This is a genomic window from Roseiconus nitratireducens (assembly GCF_008629675.1).
GTDB classification, from domain to species: domain Bacteria; phylum Planctomycetota; class Planctomycetia; order Pirellulales; family Pirellulaceae; genus Stieleria; species Stieleria nitratireducens.
The window spans coordinates 113,571-134,590 of the sequence record NZ_VWOX01000001.1; the positions used below are offsets into that span (position 1 = coordinate 113,571).

22 protein-coding genes are annotated in these 21,020 nt (G+C 57.0%); 1 reads left to right on the top strand and 21 read right to left on the bottom strand.

Annotation, left to right across the window (positions count from 1 at the left end):
- Window positions 1–786 precede the first annotated feature (786 nt).
- The 9 genes from FYK55_RS00435 to FYK55_RS00480 form a co-directional block, all read right to left on the bottom strand.
- A complete protein-coding gene (locus FYK55_RS00435) occupies window positions 787–1,782 on the bottom strand; it encodes a hypothetical protein (protein WP_150074035.1) in 996 nt (331 codons plus the stop codon).
- 118 nt (window positions 1,783–1,900) lie between these two features.
- A complete protein-coding gene (locus FYK55_RS00440; RefSeq protein ID WP_150074036.1) occupies window positions 1,901–2,842 on the bottom strand; it encodes a DUF1559 domain-containing protein in 942 nt (313 codons plus the stop codon).
- Window positions 2,843–2,895: 53 nt separating this feature from the next.
- Complete coding sequence (locus FYK55_RS00445; RefSeq protein WP_150074037.1) at window positions 2,896–3,363, bottom strand: hypothetical protein; 468 nt, start codon at window positions 3,361–3,363, stop codon at window positions 2,896–2,898.
- 144 nt (window positions 3,364–3,507) lie between these two features.
- Window positions 3,508–4,047, bottom strand: a complete 540-nt coding sequence (locus tag FYK55_RS00450) for a hypothetical protein (protein WP_161604225.1) — start codon at window positions 4,045–4,047, stop codon at window positions 3,508–3,510.
- A 136-nt stretch (window positions 4,048–4,183) separates the two neighbouring features.
- Window positions 4,184–4,450 (bottom strand): hypothetical protein, encoded by a 267-nt coding sequence (locus FYK55_RS00455; protein WP_150074039.1) that lies wholly within the window; start codon window positions 4,448–4,450, stop codon window positions 4,184–4,186.
- Window positions 4,451–4,549: 99 nt separating this feature from the next.
- Complete coding sequence (locus FYK55_RS00460) at window positions 4,550–4,963, bottom strand: hypothetical protein (RefSeq protein WP_150074040.1); 414 nt, start codon at window positions 4,961–4,963, stop codon at window positions 4,550–4,552.
- A 72-nt stretch (window positions 4,964–5,035) separates the two neighbouring features.
- Window positions 5,036–5,836: a hypothetical protein gene (locus FYK55_RS00465; protein WP_150074041.1), complete on the bottom strand. Its 801-nt coding sequence runs from the start codon at window positions 5,834–5,836 to the stop codon at window positions 5,036–5,038.
- A 98-nt stretch (window positions 5,837–5,934) separates the two neighbouring features.
- Entirely contained in the window at window positions 5,935–6,327 is a 393-nt protein-coding gene (locus FYK55_RS00470) for a hypothetical protein (protein WP_235908316.1), read from the bottom strand.
- Window positions 6,328–7,173: 846 nt separating this feature from the next.
- Window positions 7,174–7,536 carry a hypothetical protein gene (locus FYK55_RS00480; RefSeq protein ID WP_150074043.1) on the bottom strand — a complete coding sequence of 121 codons (363 nt, stop codon included), beginning with the start codon at window positions 7,534–7,536 and terminating at the stop codon, window positions 7,174–7,176.
- 236 nt (window positions 7,537–7,772) lie between these two features.
- On the opposite strand from FYK55_RS00480, the gene FYK55_RS00485 reads away from it, so the two are divergent.
- The gene (locus FYK55_RS00485; RefSeq protein ID WP_150074044.1) at window positions 7,773–8,174 is read left to right on the top strand and encodes a hypothetical protein; all 402 of its coding nucleotides are present in this window, start codon (window positions 7,773–7,775) and stop codon (window positions 8,172–8,174) included.
- A gap of 359 nt (window positions 8,175–8,533) precedes the next feature.
- On the opposite strand, the gene FYK55_RS00490 is transcribed toward FYK55_RS00485, so the two are convergent.
- The 12 genes from FYK55_RS00490 to FYK55_RS00550 form a co-directional block, all read right to left on the bottom strand.
- Window positions 8,534–9,040, bottom strand: a complete 507-nt coding sequence (locus FYK55_RS00490; RefSeq protein WP_161604226.1) for a hypothetical protein — start codon at window positions 9,038–9,040, stop codon at window positions 8,534–8,536.
- A 167-nt stretch (window positions 9,041–9,207) separates the two neighbouring features.
- On the bottom strand, window positions 9,208–9,663 hold the full coding sequence (locus tag FYK55_RS00495; RefSeq protein WP_150074046.1) for a hypothetical protein: 456 nt from the start codon (window positions 9,661–9,663) through the stop codon (window positions 9,208–9,210).
- Between the two features lie 74 nt (window positions 9,664–9,737).
- Complete coding sequence (locus FYK55_RS00500; RefSeq protein WP_150074047.1) at window positions 9,738–10,280, bottom strand: hypothetical protein; 543 nt, start codon at window positions 10,278–10,280, stop codon at window positions 9,738–9,740.
- Window positions 10,281–10,539: 259 nt separating this feature from the next.
- Complete coding sequence (locus tag FYK55_RS00505) at window positions 10,540–11,115, bottom strand: hypothetical protein (RefSeq protein ID WP_150074048.1); 576 nt, start codon at window positions 11,113–11,115, stop codon at window positions 10,540–10,542.
- 571 nt (window positions 11,116–11,686) lie between these two features.
- On the bottom strand, window positions 11,687–11,983 hold the full coding sequence (locus tag FYK55_RS00510; RefSeq protein WP_150074049.1) for a hypothetical protein: 297 nt from the start codon (window positions 11,981–11,983) through the stop codon (window positions 11,687–11,689).
- 221 nt (window positions 11,984–12,204) lie between these two features.
- Window positions 12,205–12,588, bottom strand: a complete 384-nt coding sequence (locus FYK55_RS00515; protein ID WP_150074050.1) for a hypothetical protein — start codon at window positions 12,586–12,588, stop codon at window positions 12,205–12,207.
- 132 nt (window positions 12,589–12,720) lie between these two features.
- Complete coding sequence (locus tag FYK55_RS00520; protein WP_150074051.1) at window positions 12,721–13,071, bottom strand: hypothetical protein; 351 nt, start codon at window positions 13,069–13,071, stop codon at window positions 12,721–12,723.
- An 850-nt stretch (window positions 13,072–13,921) separates the two neighbouring features.
- On the bottom strand, window positions 13,922–14,443 hold the full coding sequence (locus FYK55_RS00530; protein ID WP_150074052.1) for a four helix bundle protein: 522 nt from the start codon (window positions 14,441–14,443) through the stop codon (window positions 13,922–13,924).
- A gap of 417 nt (window positions 14,444–14,860) precedes the next feature.
- Complete coding sequence (locus FYK55_RS00535; RefSeq protein ID WP_390621696.1) at window positions 14,861–17,014, bottom strand: M3 family metallopeptidase; 2,154 nt, start codon at window positions 17,012–17,014, stop codon at window positions 14,861–14,863.
- A gap of 264 nt (window positions 17,015–17,278) precedes the next feature.
- Entirely contained in the window at window positions 17,279–18,985 is a 1,707-nt protein-coding gene (locus FYK55_RS00540; protein ID WP_150074053.1) for a hypothetical protein, read from the bottom strand.
- 105 nt (window positions 18,986–19,090) lie between these two features.
- Window positions 19,091–19,486: a cytochrome C oxidase subunit IV family protein gene (locus FYK55_RS00545; RefSeq protein ID WP_150074054.1), complete on the bottom strand. Its 396-nt coding sequence runs from the start codon at window positions 19,484–19,486 to the stop codon at window positions 19,091–19,093.
- Window positions 19,487–19,560: 74 nt separating this feature from the next.
- On the bottom strand, window positions 19,561–20,925 hold the full coding sequence (locus FYK55_RS00550; RefSeq protein WP_150074055.1) for a cytochrome c oxidase subunit 3: 1,365 nt from the start codon (window positions 20,923–20,925) through the stop codon (window positions 19,561–19,563).
- Window positions 20,926–21,020 lie beyond the last annotated feature (95 nt).

Consider the following 21,020-nt stretch of genomic DNA (forward strand, 5'->3'; position numbering starts at 1 on the left):
CGCGTGTCGCGTTCTGATGGATGTTTGTTCGGAAGCCATGGTTGCGGGGTGTCCGGTAGAGACGAGATCCAGACCTTCGTGAATAGCCGATCGCAAAGCCTCGTCGCAGTCGATCGCATCGAATCGCTGGCAACATATCACATCGCCGGCTTGCCGTCTCGAAGGTCGATGTCCTCGTCTTCAGTATCCAACTCATTATGCAACGTCAAGCATCAGGGACCCCGCCGTACCGGATACGGACGCGGAGTTGAATCTTGCGATGGATGGGTCTTTAGACCGTCATTGAGTGTCTCATGGATTCGATTGGTATGCTCAAACTCGCCAGCCTTCATCCCTCTCTCGATCGAATCATTTGGCATCCGACGCCGTGATTGCCTATTGATCAATCGAACGGAATCGTCCCGATCGGGAGATGAGAGTGAGCGAAACGGGCTGTCGTGATGTCCATCGCTGCTTGGTCGCTCGCCGATCGCAATCTTTGGGGCATCTTTCCCTGTCGTTGCTTGAGGAGATACCTTCACTTCCGTTGGTGCTGTCCATCGTCCGAGTAAGAACATGGAGGTCAAACTCGCAGCAAGCAACAGCCATTTCAGTTGACGCATCGTTGGGGCTCAAAGCGTAGGAAAGGAGGGTGAAAGGAACCGATATGAGCTCAAGTCGCAAAGCGACGAAAGCCCCCTGCCGTCGGCGCAAGCTGACGGATCCGCCGCGGTCTCAACCGTGACGCGAAGAACGAGAATTTCACTTCCTTCTGACACAGACAAGCGAGGCACTTTTGCATGAGAATCAGTCACCCGCACCGCCGGTCAGTTCAGAAAGAAGCTCTTCGTACGAGAATCCAGCCGCAGATTCTTCCGGAGTGATGATTCGCCGGCGGCCGTTGGGCCCATAAAGGGCGCGGACACCGTCGTCCCTGAGGAAAACCATCGTTCCCTCTTTGAAGTCGATGTCAAAATCTGAATCAGCGATTTCCGGATTCAGTTCATATCTTTCGGTTCGGCCTGAAATCGAGAAACTCCCGTTTTCGAAACTCCCTTTCCAGGAGTGAGGAATCCATCCGATCGTTGTGTCTTTCTCGTACTCGATTTTGAGAGTCATCGTCGCGCGGCCGTTGGCTAATTCCACATATTTTTCAACCACATAATCGCGCTCGGGGTCCAGCCAGTATTCACCGACGACCTCGCCTGGACCAGCCAAGGTCCTGACAATCAGGTGTTCGCGGTCATCTTCATTTGCGTTTCCTTCTCGCAAACGGAGCCCCTCGGTAGTGATCCCCGGCACCGGCTCTCCAAATGGTCGAAGATGGATCAACCATGGCCTGATCTGAATGTTGTGTATGTGGTCGTTGTGCTTGTCGGTCCAGACAATACCACGGGGCCAGTCACCACCCAAAGACTCTGATGTGAAGCTGTAGTTCTTGTGGCCATCAAAAGAGGAGATCGTTTTTCCGCTCACAGTTTTGCTGCCTGTTGAGTCGCGACCAATGCGTTCAAGCCGCGATTTGCCACCTTGCCCAAGCGTCCATACAACTCTTCCCACCGAAGCGGTCTTGGAGCGATCCCTGGAGGAAGTCTCAACCCAAGCGACACGAATCGTCCTGACGGCGTCACTACGTTTCTTCCAAACTTTGGCGATTTGCGAAATTGTGTCGCGGTCGTCTTGGCAGGTCGCCACCCGTTCCGACATCAAAATCGTGACCAGGGCGAAAAGGATGCATACTTGCAGCGGCGTTCTCGGTACTTGAGTGTCGCGTTTGATGGTTATGGCGAATCGAGGAGTCATTGAGCGAATTGCAGAGTGGCGGAAACCGCGGGATCGCAGCTGTGTGATGATCGAGCAGACGCACAATCGAGACTTCAGTACCGCGGTGCAACTCGTCGTTCTGGGCTCGCGTCGCGGGTCAGTCATGGCCTGCCCGGGAAACGAGCGCCCTCAGTGTCGTCTTCTTCGTGGAACTGCTGAGCAGCCGGACGGAACCATCGGCCATCAGGATATAAACGCCGGCATGGTGGAACGAGTACAAGCCGTGATCATTTCGTTCATTGACGCCTCGCTCCGGGGATAGCACAAGGTGCTGCAAGTGCGTTGAAACTGCCCAGGCAGCTTGATGGTGGTCCGGCATCTTAGCTGAGATCGAAAACGGAATGGCGGGCTGCCCCGAGACATGCAGGTCAGGACGCCCCGAGCGTTCACCAACCAGCAACGTGTTGGACAACCCGTCGGAAATATCGGAAAACCGTCGCGTGGCATACGACGGCTGGTTGCTGTCGGAGTATTTTGGTTCGCCCCATCCTCCGAAATCTGCGTCTCGCCAGGTTCCAGACTCCGGCCCCATCCCGACAATCGCGGCGTAGTCGGTTCGGGCTGCGGTGCCCGTGGGTTGATTGTAAACACCACTTGCATCGTGCCAAAGGTTGAGGTCCGGAACGATCGCACTTGGCGTGCTGGTCGATGGGCAGTGGAAGACGGGAATTTCGACATTGATCGCCGCTTGATTTTCGGGGCTTGTCGCTGCCAGATTCAGGTTCAAATCGCGCAGGACGCTACCGCGCTCCAATTGTGGCAGAATTGCCGTGCGCCAAGAATGACAGTGAAACTCTTCGCCCAGCGTTGGCGGCACTGAGCGAAAAGCACCGTTGTACAGATCTGGAATCTGCCGATGGCTGGAGTGGTAGTTGTGGATCGCGAGTCCCAACTGTTTCAAATGGTTCTGGCATTGGCTGCGACGCATCGCCTCACGCGTATGCTGGAACGCGGGCAGTGCCATCGCGAGCAGAAGGGCCGTGATCGCGGCCACAACAATCAGCTCGAGAAGCGCGATGGCGGTTCGCGGTCGGATCATCTTAGTGAATCTTTGGTCAGGGATGACCTGGTGAGCAGTCCAACCTCGAGCAATCAGTTGTCCGTATCGACATCAGCAGCAATGAGTTGTTCGCCATTAATGCTGGCGTTCGCAACATTTTGCGGATTCGCGATTCCCGGCTTGCTCCAGACCATGGTATGGACGGCACACGAAACGCAGATGAATCCCGCGAAACCCATGCAAAGGAGCACTCCGTGCGAGTACGCCGATGCCCAGCGATTGGCCCCGCGAGACAATCGGAACACGATCACCAAATGAATGGCCAGGATCATCAAGACGACCGGCGTGTATGCCGCCGTGTAGTCGGCAACCAACGAAGCCGATTGAAATCTTGACGTCGGGTTCGTTCCCACGAGGTTGAAATAATCGCGGAATGCCCAATTGATCTGAACGACGACAAGATACAGCATCGCGAACGCGATGGTATGGACGATGACAAGCGAAATCGTGCCCGCCCAACTTCCGTGAGGCTTGTCTTGAGAAACGGCGGCATAGTTCATCGTGTACCTCGCAAGTGATGATTGTTCAGTGATTTTGCCGGATTGGCATGCAGTCGGCAAACGGTCAAATCGCCCTGTCAAATCCTCTAATTGAAAACTTTGTGCGGCGGCCGCAACCGAGTCGCATCGAAAGGTGGTTCATCGCTACGACGTCTCGTGATCGCGAGCAGTTGGTCCACAGCTTCCATTGGCCGTCACCGGCTGTGTTTGCACCACTTGCCAGCCGGATGCAGTCGGCCACTGGATGCGGAAGCCTGCATCTTTCAACGGCGCGCGACGTGGGAACCAAAACGCAAGGTACCCCATCCCCACCTGCCGAATGGGCTCCGGGGCGAAACAGTAGGCATCACCAACCGGATGGTAAACGAAGCGAAATGCTTGCGTCAGTTTTGGCGAAGTGCGTTCGTTGATGTCAAAGTGAATCATCGCTGAACAAGCCGGTCCAAGGCTGAGGAACAGAAGAGCGAAGCACGCCTGTACGAAGACAATGTACGGTAGCAGCAATCGAGCCAAGCTGTGCTTGCGCGCCATCAGAATCGGAAGCAGAGCCAGGAAGCTGGCGAAGGCGATGACCGGAAGTGCCAGCGTGCCGGTCGCCGCAAAAAACTGAGCAACCACGATGACGATCGCGGAAAAAGCTGTACCAAGCAGCAGAGATCGAACGGAAAACGTTGGTCGCATCATCCGGCCTCAAGAATGTCGCCTTTTGCTCCGCAAAAACAGCAGGATGGAACGCAGCTTTCGCGGAGTGAAAGGCGACGATCGAGTATCTCTGCTGTGGGTGCGGGTTTCGACCGCCCTACACGTCCGGCAGTCGCGCTCATGATTCTTTCTCGCGAGCGTAAAGTTTCAACACCCCGCACACCGTGCATCGGTAGGCAGTGATCGCCCGCATGTGTTCCGAGTCGTGTTTGATTGCGGGGACGTCCTTGCCCATCAGTGTTTGGGGCCGGAAACCCAGGAAGGTTTTGTCTTCCGGGGTGCCAGGATGCCATTGAGCTTGCAGGACGACCGCGTACGAAGCATCCGGGATGAACCCAAGTTCCAGCTTCTCTCCGCAGTCCCCGCATTTGAGCGGATCACTCATCTGTCGTTCTCACAATCAAGAATTGTAGATGGCCTGGTCGACAGCGTCCTGGTCGACTGCGGCCTGGCGATATGAGGTTTGGAAAGCAATTCTTCTTCTCTAGGGTACAAGTTCTTGCCCGCCGTCTGGCAAGTGCCTCGTGATCCTTGATCCGGGTGTCAGACGCAAAACATGCATCGCGGAAAAAGAAATGATATCGCCGCGCTTGAAGCTGTTTCCCTCTGAAACAACGATGATCATCGTGAATTCTTGCGTTTCGTGTTCGACTCGGAACTTCAAGCTGTCTTGATTGATTTTTCCGTAGTGCGGGCAGACCATGAGTTGGTGCGATTGATAGCCGTTCGCGGCGCCCCGTACCGGAGTCGACTTTAAGATCAGGAACCTTTGTTGCAAAGCATCGACTTTCGAGTTGGCTGAATTGCCGGCGCCCAGCAGTCCCGCGACCGCGAGAGCCGTCAACGCACCGGCGACGAAACCCTTTCCGTGAAACTTGCCAAGTGGATTTGAATTCATGGGAAACCTCGTGTTGGCTCGCCGTCAGACGCGGCGAACAGGAGCGATCCAGGGGACGCGGCGAATCCGATTTCAATCATCCCGCCGCACGGAACTCCGCGGCGGAGATTCGTCGCGTGATTCATTTTTGTCATCCAAATGCAGCTTGTCGTACCCGCGACGGCGGACTTCGGTCGTTGAAATGAATTGATCGACGTCGGCCGCGGAAATCGAGTCTCCGGTTCCAGCGGGCACGGACGCAATCATCATGGAATTGATGACACGCAGTTGAGATTCGTTGGGAATCGGTACGGTTGCCGTGTGCAGGTTGCCTTGCCATGCCGGGTTGCGCTCGCAGTACGCGGTTGTGGAATTGTTGATGCAAACAATCTGGTAGTCAGCTTCCGCGAAGCATGGAATGGCAACGGTGTAGGGACGAAGGAGGTCGTAACCTGCTTGAAACATCGGATTGTGTTTCAGCAAGAACTCGTCGGGAGTGATGCCGAGATCGAAGGCGCACTTGGAGTAGTCAGAGATCTCCAGCTCCGACCGTACCGAACTCGGTTCGTATCCGAGCATCAAAAAGTTCTCGCTCGGTCCGCCGTCGACGTGCGGCTTTGTTGAGTTCTGCTGGTCAAAGCGGGACGCCCAGACGAACGCGAGTGTGTTGCCTGTCGCCAATGCGTGGAGATTGGCCATCGCCAATTTGAGGTCGACCATGAATCGCCGGAACGTGTGCGAGTCGATGTCGCTCCCCAGGTTCAGAACACAAAAACCCGGTTCATTGAAGTTGGTTCGGCAGGTGCGATCGTACACGTCGCCCGCGGCTGCGGGTGCATTCGTCGGAGCCGATCGCAGGCAGATTCGATGGGTTTCCCAGGCGGCAGCATGCATCACTCTTCTCACCAATGGAGTTTTCGACGAATGGGCCGCCGCGAGCCCGTGGATGATTTCAGAAACGCGCCCGAGGCGGCTCTGCGTTCAACGTTTCGCTACCCGACCGCCCGGCGACGATGCGTGTCAACCATTGCTTTCAGCTTTCGTTCAACGTCTCGAACATCGGCGATTGAGATGAATCCGATCTCCTCGGAATGCGATGCCCCGTCGCTGTCCTTCCATCGTTTGGCATTGAAAATCACGTCGCCGGATCCGTCCACGGCCTGCTTTCGGTAGACGACCGTTAGCTGTCGCGGGGCAAGGCTTCGAATCACGGTTCGGCCCCATTCGCGTTCAAAGGTCAAGGCGCGGCGGTTCGTCAACACATAGCAGGTCCGAAAAGCGTTCCGATAGTTTTGAATGGGATAGCAAAGCATCGCAAGACCGATCAGCAGAAACGGGACGCCAAAGAGCGGGAACAGATCTACCCAGCCAACAAACTTTGGCATTGCAAAACCGGAAGCGCCCGCGATCCAGAAGAGGCTGAACAGCGTCCAGGGTATCGCGAAGACAAACGTGCCCGTCGACTTTACGGTGAAGAATCTTGCGATCGGAGTATCCGACCAAAGGATTGCTTCGTCCGACTCAAGCTCTGATCGTACAAGATCAGCCAGATAGGCCGGCAAACTGGTTGGAATCATGGTTCTGTCGTGAAACGGCGACCAATCAAAAGCCGTGATCTACAGTGCAATGAGCGGCATGCGACCGCCGAGAACGGCCGTCCCAAAAAAATCATTCAAGTCCGCGATTCGCGTCCGTCCGATTGCTCGGCTGCCTCTCGCGTTGCATTCAGTCGCCGCGTCCCGCTGATGAGAATCCCAACAGCGACTGATACACCGATGACCAATCCGATCACGATGAACCCGGGGCCTTGGCCACGTGGTCCGGCAAGCAGGAACAGGACGCCCGGTGGAAGGATAACTGCAAGCGCCGAATACCATAATTGCCGCCGTGGAATCGAGGGGTCATGGGGCCAGTCTCGCGATCGAAACCGATAAACGAGACCACCGAAAATGCAGCCGACGAGCACTGTGGCAAACCCAAGCGGGTTGTGAAGCGCGAGGAATGGGACGGCTGCAAATCCACCCAGAAGCCCACAGCCGACAATGTCCATCGCGGGTCCGCGGCGAATGCGTGTCGTCCCCGATGTCACTTCCGTCGAAGTCAGCTCCGTCGTTGGTGGTGCGTAGGGATTCGACATCCAAAATGTGAAAAGCGTCTCTGCTTTCGCTGAGGATTGACGTTTGGTTCCCTATTCAGAAACCTGGCAAACCCGGTTTTCGGGCCTTTCGCCGTTATCCGCCAGCCAGCTCGTACCACCAATGAACATACATGATAAGTCGCCGCCCGACCAAGAAGTCAGGATTCCAGAACACGACGTCGGGAAAGATCGCTCGGTGAAGCCAAAACCCCCACGTCGATTTCCCCGAGGTGTTTTGATACAGGAGCTCTGCCAGAGCTAATAGCGGCCCCGAAGCGAGGATGTAGACCGGAAGCAATCCAGCAAGCAATGCAGCAAGCCATGGTCTTCTTGCGGGTAGGTTGGACGCAGTCGTGACAACGCATCCAGGGATCATGGCGCAGAGGACCAGCCCGAAGACGGGCGAGAGCTTCAGCGCTGCAAGAGCGGAAGCCACAAAGGCGGTCAGGATCAACATTCGAAGGATCGACAAGCTTCGCACAGCCCGTGTCGGATGACGGAAAGAAGCCGCTGGGGCTCCGCAGCGCGGTGCACCGGTTGTACCCCGCGAGTCGGCACTAGATCCAATACAGGCAGAGGATTGTTTGCCACAGGCAGCCCATGGCAATGAAGGCCATGCCAAATTGCACTCCGAGCTTTGCATCCACTCTCCATCGACGGGTGTTTAATTGTTCGCAAATCGATTCATCTGACATGGATTGGGTGATTGCGAGCAAATCGTTGTCCGCCGGTGAATACTTCGAACGGCGAAACGACACGGCGATGCTGACCACTCCGATCGTGATTAGAACAATGGCCCAAAAACTCATCTGCGATTCTCCTGCTCAGCTTGAAAGTTGGCCGTCCCAAGACTTAGGGGCGCCAGCAGCACTGGCAGAAAGTTGCGTGATACTGGGCGCCGATTTTTTCAAGGATGGATACTTCCCCGGTGCGAACGATCGCAACCGCCGAATTCTGGCGATTGGAGATTCCGATGAGCGTGTGGCAACACTTCAGTTCTTGCAGTGGTGGAAGAGAGATGCTCGAGGGATTCGACGCATCAGTGAAAAGCTGGGCATGTCGGGTACCCCAGAGCCGTGGATAGTGAGTACTTGAGCGGTGATCTCATTCCAATCGAAGATTGTCAGCGATTTTCGGGCGGCGGAGATGACTTTCGGGGAGTGGCCGGTGTGACTGCCGATTCCAGTACCGTGACCAAACAGTTGGGCGTCCGTGCTCGAAGTGGGGCGATTCACGAAGCTGAGCGTTGCCGGTGCGCAGACGAACCGGCCACGCAAATGGTGCTGCCAGTCCAATCGTCGTTAGCTGGACAACGTCACTTTTAATCAAAAATACGGTGATTTGCAGTGCAATGAGCGGCAAGGCGCTTGCCGCCGGTCGATGCGAGAGAACCCGCCGCGCGCGCCACGCGGCTCACCCAAAATGGCGTCGTCCGGTGGGTGCAGGCACCGCAATCAGGAGAATCTGTCCAGCGTGCGCGCAACAACCACCAAGGGCAATGCTCCAAAAAGAAGCTGAAGGATCGGAGCAATGAAGAATCCCAGCGAAGCCTCGGGGTGATCATCCGATTTGCTGAATGCCCAGACTCCATAGAGGATGATGGCGAGAAGCCCGATTGCCAAGATGCTCTTGGACGCACCGCTGGACGCGTCGCCAGCGGCGGCATAGATCACAAGGTAGGGTGACGCGACCAGACCGAGAGCAACCGCCAATATCGATCCGCCAATCAAGATCTGGGTGAGCGTGGGGTTTTTGCTGAAGGAAAGGTCCGAGACGGCCCAGGCCGCGAACGCGAGGCCTGCAGCCAGGCAGATGATCCTGAGCGGGGAAAAGAGACGCCGCAGCTTCGAATGACTTTTTGGTATCGCTTCTTCGGCTGTCAAAATGGAGCCTTCCCCTTTCGTTTGTCGTCTGGAAGTTGGTTCGATTTTCATCGCACGAAAAGGTTGCGGGGCAAGCAATCAGGATCCGGGAGTAACGGGACAGCGCCGCTTTGGTTGAGCCGCGTGGCGCTAGCCGCGGGTCTTTTTGTCTCAACCGGCGGCCAACGCCACGCCGCCCATTGCACGGCAAATCACGGTGTTATTGATTGAAAATGGCGCTGTCCAATCAAGAAGGCTTCGATGAATCATTCGGGGCCAGGGATTGGCGGGATCGTCAATTCTTCAAGCCGAATCTGTGGGGAATCGAGGTTCAAAATCACGTCGACTCGCTTACCTGAACGCCGAGTGTCATTGATGATTTTCCAGTCGCAATCGTCGCTCAGTGCCTTGAAGGACACAGAAGTTGTAATCGACGGGCACTTTGCGAGCTGATCCAGTAGTGCGTTGACTGCCAGGGTGTCGCCTGAAAACCGCAGGGTAATCTTTGCGTTGGTCCAGGTGCCCCTAGTGTACTTAGATTTCTCGCCCTTGAATGCGGATTCAATTTGCCTGCGAATCGGTTCAGGGAGCTCCGGAGAGAGGCTGTGGTGGATGCCATCGATTGACTCAATTGGAACCACAATGGCAAACACTGTTTGCGAAAGCGACGTCAACAGTACGAAACTGACGATCACCGGAAGGACCCACTTGATTCCAGGCATCGAGAGTCTCCTCGACCGAATTGAGGTAACCGCCCGACTTCGCCGCTCGGGTGCATTGGATTGCTCGGTGGCACTCACGGTTTGGAGGATGGTGCCGTTACCGTGAGTGAGTAAATCTTGTCTTTGAATCTGAGCATTGGAACGCCCGTGCCATATTCGTAAGTTCCAGATTTCAACAAGACGGTGAGCAATTCGCTCACTGTCTTTCCCGAGACCATCGGCCCGGAATCAGACATCAGGGCTTTGGAGCCGTTGCCGTCGATCGACATCAGAAATTTTAGAGCGTTCACGTTGCCAGCGTTCCATTCAATGTGATCGACGAGAACGGTCACGGTGATAACACCGATTTCTGGTTGGCCAGCGACGGTACCCGCAGAAGCAGACAATCCCCCGGCACCCTTCTTGTCGGATTTGATCTTGGCACGAGAGTTTGGTTCCAATTCAATCCGAATCTGCTTGACCACGGAGTCTTCGCTGCCAATGACATCGAAGACCTTTACGCGAAAGTGCGGCGTCGATCGTTCGGTGTCATTCGCACGAGAGGGCCGCAGTGCAAACACGCTTGTGATTGCAAAGGCCAAAGCGAGTGTGGCCGCAATTGTTGTGATGTTTCGCATCAACGAGTTCCAAATTCAATGGGTATGTCCAGCAAATGTCTGCAATCACCCGATCGCGGAACGGTCTTCCCTTCTTGAATCGTCTCGACTCGCGGAATCGGGGGCACCGAATCATCCGACGTGACTGCTTTCCACCACCCGGTATCGTCATGATAGAGAAGTAAGTCTAAGCCGGGGTGTCGAGCTGTGATTCTGCTGGCGTCGAAATCAGATACTGCATCACCGCCGCACAGAATCTTCGCAACCGAGGGCATCCGGACTATCTGTTGACGAATTCGTGCTCGTACATTGCCCAAACGATTTTGAGTAGTGCTCCCAATGCAAGAACTGACAGGGCGAGTTGGAGTTTTCGTCGCCAAGCCATGAATTGCGATCGATGAAGCGTGGGAACGATGACAGCCAAAATAAATCCTCCCAGACCCCCGCAGACGGTCCCGGCAAAATCGCCATGTTCATGAAGATAACCCGTCAGCCATCCGATGAAAGAGAAGAAGGCGATGGCGAAAACGCCATAGGCAAACCCAATCTCCGGCGAGTCCACGTGGTCTGAATCGCCAACGCCTTGGAATCTGCGGAAAACAAGCACCATTCCGTTGGCTGCCGCAAACCCGGCGACACCTCCAATCGCACAGGCAACATCTTCCTGTTTGCCGCCGTCTGCCCAGGCAAACAGCGTCGACGCTAGTGCGAATGCGCCAGTAATGCCCAGGACGAAGAACGACTGCTTCATTGCGTTGACTTCCACGAAGATTTCCGTTTCGCGGTAAAGCGAGGAATCACGGGGGACGAGGGTAGGAATCACAAGCAGACGAAGGAACCCCACCGTCACCTTCACGTGCGTTTCATCCTGGGCCTAATTCAGTACTTGGTGCGGTGCCAGGCGTTCCACTCGTCGATCACCTCGTCCGGAGTCTCGACCCACTTCTTCGCTGGATACACATAGAAACGATTTGGATCCGGTCGTTTTATTAACATGGGTCCGAAAACCAATCCGGGGGTCGAGCCCGCCCGGACCGCAAATTGTGAATTCGCCACGACAAAGGGTTGGCGTGTTCTTGAGTTCGTGACAATCGTCAGATCGGCCGCAGAATTTAGATTGAAGTAAGAACGCACTTTACGGTCGCTGCGATCGGTTGATTCCGTCCACCTCAAGAAGCCGTCGCGAAGCCGGCGAAGTTGAACACGTTCAAGGTGAGATTGATACTTTCGATAGGCAAAGCATGACGCAGCAACGACAGCTGTCATCGCCAAGATCGTCTTCAAGCCAAACCGAAATCTTCGCATCGTATCGGCACCTGGTTGGGGAACGGCGTTACCGAGGACGGAAAAAGGACTTTCTGATTTCCAGCGAGCAAGTGAGCGAGCAGGCCACTCTCCGGTCCGTCGTTTGGTTCTGCGATCTCCACTTAGATTCTGCGGTTCCGGCGTTGTGCGATGATCACGCGACCGATGCACCCCATGGCGACGATGAGTGCGGTCCCAAAACAGAGTATCCAGAGTGTGGGGGAGTCGTCGGCGACGGACCAGGGAACTCCGGCAGCTTCAAACTCGGATGTCAAAGTGAACTCCGGGTCGCTGACTCTCACCAGGCTCGCTTGCTGATTCTCTCCGATGGGAATCCACACTTTCGTGGTCAGATAGGCAAAGTTGTGATCGGAGTAATAAAAAGCCGACTCGATATTGTTCGCTTGCAACTGGTTCAACGCTCGTTGAGCCGGAATCGTTGGGGCGGAAGGGTATCGAGGCTTCGCAACGAAAAACAGTCCCGCGAACAAAACAATTGCAGCGAATGCGTGCCTGATTCCAAACTGCAGGCCTGTCGACTGCTTGCTGTCGTGGTCGCTCATCGTCGAAAAATGCCCTCCCGATGCAACGTCCCGCTTCACCCACGACGGGTAGGGAATTCACCATTTCGATCCATCGACTATTTCAACACTTCGACCTCGTGGACGTTCATATACACCCACCAGCCCACTGGAAATGGCGAAGGGTTGTCTCTCGTGCCGCCAGAATGGTGTTCTGTACCGAGCTTACCTCGCACCCGCACACGGGCCGGAAGTTGTACCGATGCCAACGGTTTGGGATCGCGGCTGTGATCCGCACCGTAGAGTGCGCACTTCTGCCCGTCCAAGATCATGAGATAGTAGCGGTAAACAAATTTCGGGTGGACCTTCAGCTCTCCTTCGAGCGTCCACATCTTGTCGCCATTTTTTCCGGCGTCCTCATCCGAAGCGTGAAGGACACCACTGGCCAGCACGGATCCCGCAATCGCATTCGCAACAAGAGCACGACGATTCGGGTTTTTCATGGTTCGCCTTCCTGCGTTGGCGGAAGGGCAGGAGCCAGCGCAACAGCGGTCACCGGGGCCGCGCTGAAGACCTGCCACTTCAACAGCATCAATTGGCGGCCTCGGTTGCAACTTGGTTCATCGCCGATTGCGCTATTTTTTAGAACGCATCGATTCAAAAAGATCAACAATCCTGTCGTGATTCTGAGTGCTTGTTGATATCACGAGAGAAGCGTTTTTCGGGTAGGGGGCCATCGTTGAATCGCCGCTCTCACCTTCCCAGTCCGATGGGGTCACGGACGCCTGGATCAGTCGCATCAGTACCGATGGATCGAACTTCTTATCTGAAGTCCACACGGGAAAATCACTCACCAGGTAAACTCTGGTCGAAATCGTCTTGGCCTTCTCTGTCCCGCTATCCGCAGCAAGGGAGGCTCGCTGAGTTGCGAAAACCGCCAGACCGAATACCAGAATGACCGACGAGAGAGTAGCAGGCAGTCTCATGATTCAATCCTTCGTTTGAAGTTGAGAAAGTGATTCAGCGGTCAGGGTATCTGATCACCCGACTGGGGCCAACACTGATCAGCCGACGAACGTTGGGTGTTTAGCTGGCAGGCATTGATAGGAATGCTGTGCCGCGTCCGGTTGCAGGCCATGGCGATGCGTCAAGTTTGCCAGGGGCCTACGACGGCATTCGAGGAGCGTCACCCAATCTCAGCGACAACGCGTCAACTATTCCGGTCTCGGTAGCGATTGATCTGCTCGAATGGAAACGACGTCGAAGTGATCAAAGCGTTTTGCTCATCGAGAATTTATGGACGGCTGTCGCGGGGGCCAGCGGAACTACAGAAGAACCGTTGATGTGCCGTCGTCGAAGCACCCCGATCGCGTGCTTCAGTTGGTGTGTTGGTTATCGCTTTTCCTCATTGGCACGCTGCGAGCTCAGCTGTTCCAACGAGTCGTCGGACTGTTTACTTAAGCAATCCTCGCTCACGTATCGTAGTTTCGCGGCGACCACCTTGTCGCATGACGAGCAGTGCACGGCGAGGCGCTTTCCATAAGCTACAGCACCCCAACGAATTCCTCCGACACTCCAGACTGACCGTTCCGACGCGCATTTCGTGCATTGAATCATCCATCGTTCGGAAGAATCGCGGATTGCTTCGTACCAAGTCGTCGGCAGTATCGCACGCGCAAGTTGCTGTGTTTTTGACAGGTTCATCTCCATGTACCGCGAAAGGGAGGATTGGGTTCCATGGCAGAGGCACGAAATGCTGAATAGTTGGGCGCTGAGATCGCCGAGGTCGACGGGTTATCGGTCGGGATCAGCGGGCGGCGGCGCACGATCTTCACCTCACGAAGAGACATGACTCCGCCGCTCCGTTGTATCCCATGGTTCTGGCGTTGCTTGAGTCCCCACCTCGTGCTCGTGCTCGTGCTCGTGCTCGTGCTCGTGCTCAGCGAAGCGGTGCTCGTCATCGAAATCGGCATCGTACCCCACGCCGGACTCCGCGACACCGTCGAATTTCATCGCCATCCGAGTCAACATCGCTACAATTCGATGCAACATTGCCTTCATTGCATCATCATCTTGAACTTTGATGCCTTTGGTAGCCACCAGCACATCCTGGACTGCAGCACATTCGAGCGCAGAACCTCGAGCGATATCAAGAAACCGGGCGCGATCCTTGCGGCTTCGTTTCCCGTTGCCCTCAGCGATGTTTAGCGGGACGGACTGAGCGGCCCGAAGCCACTGATCGCGAGCATGGCGATGCCGACCGGCGAGCGATTGCGAAGCGTCAAATGACGCGGCGACATATTCGATCGACAACCGGTAAACGTCAAGACGCTCATGGTCGAAGGATTGCGCGCTCATCAGGGCTGATTCCGATTACGAGTACGAGCACCGTCGCTGCGCAACTGAGCACGAGCACGAGACTGGCTCGTCGCCAGAACTTATTGCGCACCGGAGACGAAGGGTGATCGGTGGGTGGAAGGGCGTACTTGCCTTTCTGGACCTTCGGTCGGCTGGGGGAACCCCCGTTTGTTCTCGCCGCTCCCTCGGTGCTCTTGCGGCGCGGTAAGACTCCACGCAACCGGGTCATTCTCACCGATGGCTTTTGCGGCGTCAAATTTTCCCTCCTCGCCCGGTGGGAAACCTGTCTCGTCCAACCTTCAATCCGCCGGCAATCCGGCTACAGCGTCACTCGCGGTCCGATCTTGGTTCGATGTTTTGCCGCGAATTGTGCGAAGCGGACGGCGGAGAACGGTCCGCCGCCGCGCGAACGGTCTGTCACTGGAAGCCGCGTTTTCGCAGCAGCGCCGAGGTGTCGACGTCGCGTCCCCGAAAGGCACGGAATCCGTCCGCCGGATCGATCGTGTCGCCGACGCTGAACACATTCTCGTGCAGGCTCTTGGCAAGCTGGGGGTCGTAGAACGATCCGGCCTGCTCAAACGCTTCGGCTGCGTCGGCGGTCAATGCGTCCGCCCACAGGTAACTGTAGTAACCAGCCGAATAGCTGTCGCTGCTGAAGATATGGGAAAAGTGGGGCGTTCGGTGACGCATCGGCAGTTCGTTGGGCATCCCGATTTGCTGCAACGTTTCCTTCTCGAACTGGTCCGGATCGATCCGCTCGCGGTCACTGGTGTGGAGCTTCATGTCCACGATCGCGCTGGCCAGGTATTCCACCGTCGCGAAGCCCTGATTGAACTTGGAAGCGTTCTTGATCTTGTCGATCAATTCTTGCGGAAGCGGCTTCCCCGTTTGGTAATGCACGCAGAACTGTTGCATCACCTCCGGGGTGTCCAGCCAGTGCTCCAACAGTTGGGAAGGGAATTCGACGTAGTCGCGAGGGACCGACGTTCCGGCTTGGGACGGATACGTCACGTCGGAACACAACCCGTGCAGGGCGTGGCCGAATTCATGAAACAGCGTCACCGCGTCGTCCCAAGAGATCAGCACCGTTTCGCCGTCACCGCCGGGAATGAAGTTGCTGTTATTGGAGACGATGGGGGTGATGGGGTGATCGATGTTCTCTTGGACACGGTACGCGGTCATCCAGGCACCGCTGCGCTTGCCGTCGCGGGCGTAGGGATCAAAGTACCACAAGCCGACGTCATTGCCCTGACGATCCAGCACTCGCCAAACGCGAACGTCGGGGTGGAACACCGGCACGTCCGTCACCGGTTCGAACGACAACCCGAACAGTTCACCGGCGACAAAGAACATTCCCTCGCGAAGCTTTTCCAGTTGCAGGTACGGCTTGACCTCGCCAAAGTCCAGATCGTACTTGTCCTTGCGAACTTTTTCCGCGTAGTAACGGTAGTCCCAAGGCTCAATCGTGATCGCGTCGTCACCAGACAATTCCGCGTCCGCAATTTTCTGCATGTCGGCGACTTCTTCGTGGACCCGCTGGACGGCTTTCGGCCAGACCTTTTGCATCAATTCCATGGTTGCTTCGGGCGTCTTCGCCATCGAAGACTCCAGCCGCCAATGCGCATGCGTTGGATAACCGAGCAGCTTTGCACGCTCACGGCGCAGGCTCAGGATCTCCGTGATCAATTCATTGTTGTCGTGTTCGTCACCGTTGTCACAGCGGTTGTAGTAGGTCCGCCAAACCTTTTCTCGCAGCGGACGGTTCTCGGAGTAGGTCAAGAACGGGTCCATCGAGGAACGCGTGTTGGTGACCGCCCACGCATCGGGTTTGCCCCGCTCGGCAGCGGCGCGCTTCATGGCGGCCTTCACGCTGTCGGGCAAGCCGGCGAGATCCGATTCGTTTTCGATCCAAGTGACGAACCGCTTTTCGTCTTCCAAAACGTTTTGGCTGAAGTCCGTGAACAGTCGCGCCAGTTGGGCATTGATCTGTGACAAGCGAGCTTTCTGGCTGTCGTCCAGCATGGCTCCTTGGCGGACAAACGTTTTGTAAAGGTCATCAACGAGACGCTGCTGGGCTGTGGTCAGGGAATCCTTTTCGTCACTCTCGTAGATGGCTTTCAATCGGGCGAACAGTTTGTCGTTCTGGTAGATGCGGTCCGAGTGTGCCGACAGTTTGGGCGCGACCACCCGTTCGATATCGGGAATTGATCCGAGATTCAAATTGGAGGTGTAGACGCCAAAAATGGCATCCAGTCGATCCAGCGCCGCGCCGGCTTGTTCCATCGCGACAACGGTGTTCTCGAACGTGGGCGGTTTCGGGTTCTCGGCGATGGTATCGATTTCGTCTTCGGCGGACGCGATCGCCGAATCGAAGGCGGCGACGAATTCATCGGGACGGACCTGGTTCCAAGGCGGAACGCCCTGGTAGGGACCCGTCCAGGGCTTCAGTAAAACAGAATCGTTCATGTTGCTTTGCTCCGTGCGAGAGTTGTTTTGATCGGTCTGTGCCAAAAGCTGATTGCCCAGTGGGGCGAAACAGACCACGACGGCCATGAATATTCGATGTTTCATCGGATTCTTGTTCGAGGCGAAGGTGATGGACGGGCTTGCGTGCATGCCGCTGGAAAGGTTCGTTCGGGGCTGTCAACGTTGCGCGAGGCCTGTCAACGTCGCGCGGCGTGGGGCAAGTGTACCGCACGCAAAGGGTTGGACGCAGTCTATGGGACGCGGCGAAGGGGGCGGCGCCCCGGCGGTGCCGACAAAGCGCGGGCGTTCTCGTCTCGGTCGGCCGTCGTGCATTCGTGGCGACGACCGCGACCGCGGCCGGCGAATCGGCTACAGCGGGAAATGATCCGGCTTCGCGTACAGCGGCAGGAAGCGGTAATACACCTCCAACGTCAGCGTGCACATCGCGGTCGTGTACAGTCGGCCGCCGACGTCCCCCCAGCGGTCCTTGAAGTGCCAGCTGCCGGCTTCGTGTCCCTCCGTCGCTTGAGTACGCACCAGGTGGTCGCGAAGTTCTGTGTTCCACCGATCCCAATCGCGATGTCGCCAGTGGTGCAGTGCCAGTGTCGCGTAGTAATCGTGGTAGACATTGGTCCGTGTCGGGCCGTCCGCCGCGAGTTTGTCGATCGCCTGGTCAAAGGACGTGTTTCCGGGCGTTTGACCCAAATACATCAACAACGTCAGCGCGATCGCCGTCGTGGTTGGTTGGGCTTCCGGTTCCCGGTAGCCGAAGGCGTAGGCGGGTGACTCTCGCACACTCATCAAGAACCCCTTGGCCTTGTCAAACGTGTCGCTACGCATTTGGATCCCGGCCTTGCGGGCGGTCATCAGCGAAAGCACCTGCCATCCGGTGATCGTGGTGTCACCGGGGCTGCCCGGTGCGTAACCCCATGAGCCGCCGGGATGCTGCGCGATGCTGGTGAAATAGGCTCCACGGTCAACATGATGCAGCAGGTCTGAATCGTAGTCGTCACCGCGACGCGTCATCCCCAACAGTTCGGACATGGCCAGCATGGCAATCCCGTGACCGTACATGCTGCCACTCTGTTGCCAATCAAAGCCGTTCTCGGTTTCGATCGCCGCACTTTTCAGGTAGTACCAGCCGCGTTGCACGGTTTCCTGATAGGGACCGCTTTCGGTCGTGTACCCGGCGCCCAGAAAAGCCAACATGGCCAAGCCCGTCGCTGCGGTCGCGGGGGTGGGCGTGTTCTCGTTTTTTGGCTTGCCGTGCGAGCAACGGCCGTCGCAGGGCGACAGTTCCAAATCAAACGACCACGACCCGTCATCGCGCTGATGGGCGGCCAGCCAACGCAGCGCATTCTCGACGGCCGTCTCGCTTTCCGCGGTCGCGCCGAACAGATCGCCGTACTTCTTTCGACCTTCCGGTGTGCGAGAAGACATTCCGCCACCGCCCAAGAACGACTGACGGATGGAATCGGAGGTCGTGCCGCCCGACTGCAGTTCCGCCAGCAGCGAGGCAGGAACCGGGTCGGTCATCTGCGGGACCGGTGCTTTGGCGGTGGCCAAGTTTGCCGACTGTTGAATGACTTCGACTTGGATCGGCTGTTCGGTCGATTGGCCGTCACCGCGTTTGGGCTGCGGATCATCCGCGATGCTTTGAAACGTCGATTCGACCGAGTGGTCGGTCAGCGCCCCGTCGATGGCGACGCCTTGCTGGTTCCCGTGCAAGCGGTAGGTCAGCAAAGCCAGCGCGATTAAAACCGCCAAGTGCAAGATCAAGCTGGCCAGCCAGGACGAGACGCGGATGGAATCCAGCGAAGCGAACAGCGAACGTCGTTGTTTGGGACCAGCGTCCGAGGGCCGCGAATCGACAGCGGAGTCGCCGGAGCTTGGGGCGTCGGCGTTTTGATCGCTGGGCAGGGGGGACGCCGTTGCCCGCGGCGGGCCTTCCGGTGGAACCGAGTTGGGTGCCGCGGCGCCGGATGCCTGGGCCGACCGAGCGATCGGGTCGTCAGCTCGGGCGGCGCCGCCACGCCAACGCGCGTGCGGAACGGTCGAATCGGATTTGCGGGTCACAACGGGCCGACGATGCGCGGAGAGGGACCGCCGTCGTCAAAAGGCGGCCGATCTACCAGTATAGCTTGCCGCTACGTCAGCCGTCTGTAGAGAAACCGCCGTCAGTCAGGTGCCCGCAGTGGTCATCGCGGCCGAAGTGGTTTCCGCCGGGGCCGTCACCACCGCATCGTCCATCACCGGGATGTCATCCTGGTTGGTCGCCCGGTTGTCGAACAGGGTGAACATGATGAACAACCCGACGAACACGAAGGAGGACACGAAGCACAGGATGTTGAAGGGTTTGTCGAAAGCCAGGTGCATGAAGAATGCCGCCACCAGCAAACCTTTGATCGTCGCGATCGCCATCACAATCAAGACGTCAAAACTGCCCAGATCGAAACTGGCCTGGGCGACGGTGATGATCGTCAAAAGGACCAGGATTAAAAACACCCCGAACAACAACGGCAGCGGTAGCGGGTGGGCGAAGTCGTAGCCTTCCGGTGAATTCTCGTGTGCCGACATGGCGAGTTCTTTCTTTGTCAGGAATTCGAGTAAAAGCCCGCGGGGGGCGTCGTCCGTTCAGTCGCGAGCGAGGGCTACCGAATCAGGTACATCAGCGGGAACAGATAGATCCAAATCAAGTCGACCAAGTGCCAGTACAGACCGACATAATCGACGGGGCCAAAATAGTTGCGGTTGAAATCCTGGCGGATCGCCCGGACCAGCAACCAAATCAACACGCCCACGCCGGCCAAAATGTGAATCGCGTGCACGCCGGTCATGCAGTAGTAAATGCTAAAGAACACGCCGGCACGACTGGGGCGGAGCACGTTGTCGTCGGTCGAAGCGATGGTGGCACTGCTGTCATCGGTGCGGTCGTAAGTGATCGCTCCTTCGGACAATTGTGACTGCGCCCGTCGGGCGGACAGTTCGTCCTGCAAACCGGTGTTGGTCGCGTCGGAGGCGAGCCGTTCCAGTACGACCAGATCGTCGCTTTCGTCTCGCATCATCGAACCCGGGTCCTGAAGGACGACCGGTTGAGGGTCCGTCGATTCGACCTCCGCAACGTCGGCGGCTTCCGGATCCGTCGCGTCGCCCTGCTGACCTTCGCCGTGTTCTGCCTCACTGTCCTCGGTGTCACTGTGCTCGGCGTCGCCGTGCTCGGCATCACCGTGCTCGGCATCACCATGCTCCGCGTCACCATGCTCCGCGCCACTGTGTTCACCATGCTCGGCATCGCCATGGACGGCGGCGACATGATCGGAACCATGATGCTCCGGGGTCTCACCACTTTCCAAGATCATGCCCAGCCCGACACCGCCGAAGAAGCTGAGGCAAACGAAGACCAGCGGTTTTGCGACGGCAACCTGGAACTTGGCGTCCCGGATGAAGGCAACGACCAGCCAGATCACGACGCCAATCGTGGCGACCGCAAACGGGGCACAAATGTAAGCCAAGTAATTGGGGCCACCTTCCGGGTGCGGATTGGCCGGGTCGTAGGTGAACAGACCGGCCGGCAGCAAACCGAGATGCCACTTGTGTGAGTACTCGATCGCTTTGACGCCCAAGAAGACCATCGCACAGCACAGTGTCGTTGCCAGCAGCGATGCCAACTTCTTGTGCTCCTCCAATTGAGCACAACGGACGGCCCACGCCATCGTGAACGAGCTGAACAGCAGCACGCCGGTGTTGATCGCACCCAACTTCGTGTTCAGGAATTGGCTGCAGCCTTCGAACACCTCGGGGCGCCATGCCCGGAAGATCGCATAGGCACAGAACATCCCACTGAAGAACAGGATTTCCGTCACCAGAAACAACCACATGCCCAGCTTGCCGCTGTCAAACTGCTGCTCCGGCGTGTCGAAGTGGTGGGCCAGGTAGGACGGGTGGTCATGATCATGGGAATCATGCCCCTCATGCACGTGGACGTCCGATGTGTGCCCTGCGTCGGTGGTAGCCATGAATGGGTCGAGCAAGCGAAAGGAAAGTGGATTGGAAAGGATCGTTTCATCTCGCGGCGGTGCTCGTCATGCTCTCAAGCGTTTGACGATCGACC

What these genes read in the sequence shown, in the direction of transcription:
- FYK55_RS00440 (WP_150074036.1), bottom strand. Translation starts at nt 2,842, where the DNA reads ATGATCCGACCGCGAACCGCCATCGCGCTTCTCGAGCTGATTGTTGTG.
- FYK55_RS00495 (WP_150074046.1), bottom strand. Translation starts at nt 9,663, where the DNA reads ATGCCTGGAATCAAGTGGGTCCTTCCGGTGATCGTCAGTTTCGTACTG.
- FYK55_RS00500 (WP_150074047.1), bottom strand. Translation starts at nt 10,280, where the DNA reads ATGCGAAACATCACAACAATTGCGGCCACACTCGCTTTGGCCTTTGCA.
- FYK55_RS00450 (WP_161604225.1), bottom strand. Translation starts at nt 4,047, where the DNA reads ATGATGCGACCAACGTTTTCCGTTCGATCTCTGCTGCTTGGTACAGCT.
- FYK55_RS00515 (WP_150074050.1), bottom strand. Translation starts at nt 12,588, where the DNA reads ATGAAAAACCCGAATCGTCGTGCTCTTGTTGCGAATGCGATTGCGGGA.
- FYK55_RS00530 (WP_150074052.1), bottom strand. Translation starts at nt 14,443, where the DNA reads ATGAGCGCGCAATCCTTCGACCATGAGCGTCTTGACGTTTACCGGTTG.
- FYK55_RS00545 (WP_150074054.1), bottom strand. Translation starts at nt 19,486, where the DNA reads ATGTCGGCACACGAGAATTCACCGGAAGGCTACGACTTCGCCCACCCG.
- FYK55_RS00435 (WP_150074035.1), bottom strand. Translation starts at nt 1,782, where the DNA reads ATGACTCCTCGATTCGCCATAACCATCAAACGCGACACTCAAGTACCG.
- FYK55_RS00470 (WP_235908316.1), bottom strand. Translation starts at nt 6,327, where the DNA reads ATGCCAAAGTTTGTTGGCTGGGTAGATCTGTTCCCGCTCTTTGGCGTC.
- FYK55_RS00550 (WP_150074055.1), bottom strand. Translation starts at nt 20,925, where the DNA reads ATGGCTACCACCGACGCAGGGCACACATCGGACGTCCACGTGCATGAG.
- FYK55_RS00535 (WP_390621696.1), bottom strand. Translation starts at nt 17,014, where the DNA reads ATGAAACATCGAATATTCATGGCCGTCGTGGTCTGTTTCGCCCCACTG.
- FYK55_RS00455 (WP_150074039.1), bottom strand. Translation starts at nt 4,450, where the DNA reads ATGAGTGATCCGCTCAAATGCGGGGACTGCGGAGAGAAGCTGGAACTT.
- FYK55_RS00460 (WP_150074040.1), bottom strand. Translation starts at nt 4,963, where the DNA reads ATGAATTCAAATCCACTTGGCAAGTTTCACGGAAAGGGTTTCGTCGCC.
- FYK55_RS00465 (WP_150074041.1), bottom strand. Translation starts at nt 5,836, where the DNA reads ATGCATGCTGCCGCCTGGGAAACCCATCGAATCTGCCTGCGATCGGCT.
- FYK55_RS00480 (WP_150074043.1), bottom strand. Translation starts at nt 7,536, where the DNA reads ATGTTGATCCTGACCGCCTTTGTGGCTTCCGCTCTTGCAGCGCTGAAG.
- FYK55_RS00445 (WP_150074037.1), bottom strand. Translation starts at nt 3,363, where the DNA reads ATGAACTATGCCGCCGTTTCTCAAGACAAGCCTCACGGAAGTTGGGCG.
- FYK55_RS00485 (WP_150074044.1), top strand. Translation starts at nt 7,773, where the DNA reads ATGGATTGGGTGATTGCGAGCAAATCGTTGTCCGCCGGTGAATACTTC.
- FYK55_RS00520 (WP_150074051.1), bottom strand. Translation starts at nt 13,071, where the DNA reads ATGAGACTGCCTGCTACTCTCTCGTCGGTCATTCTGGTATTCGGTCTG.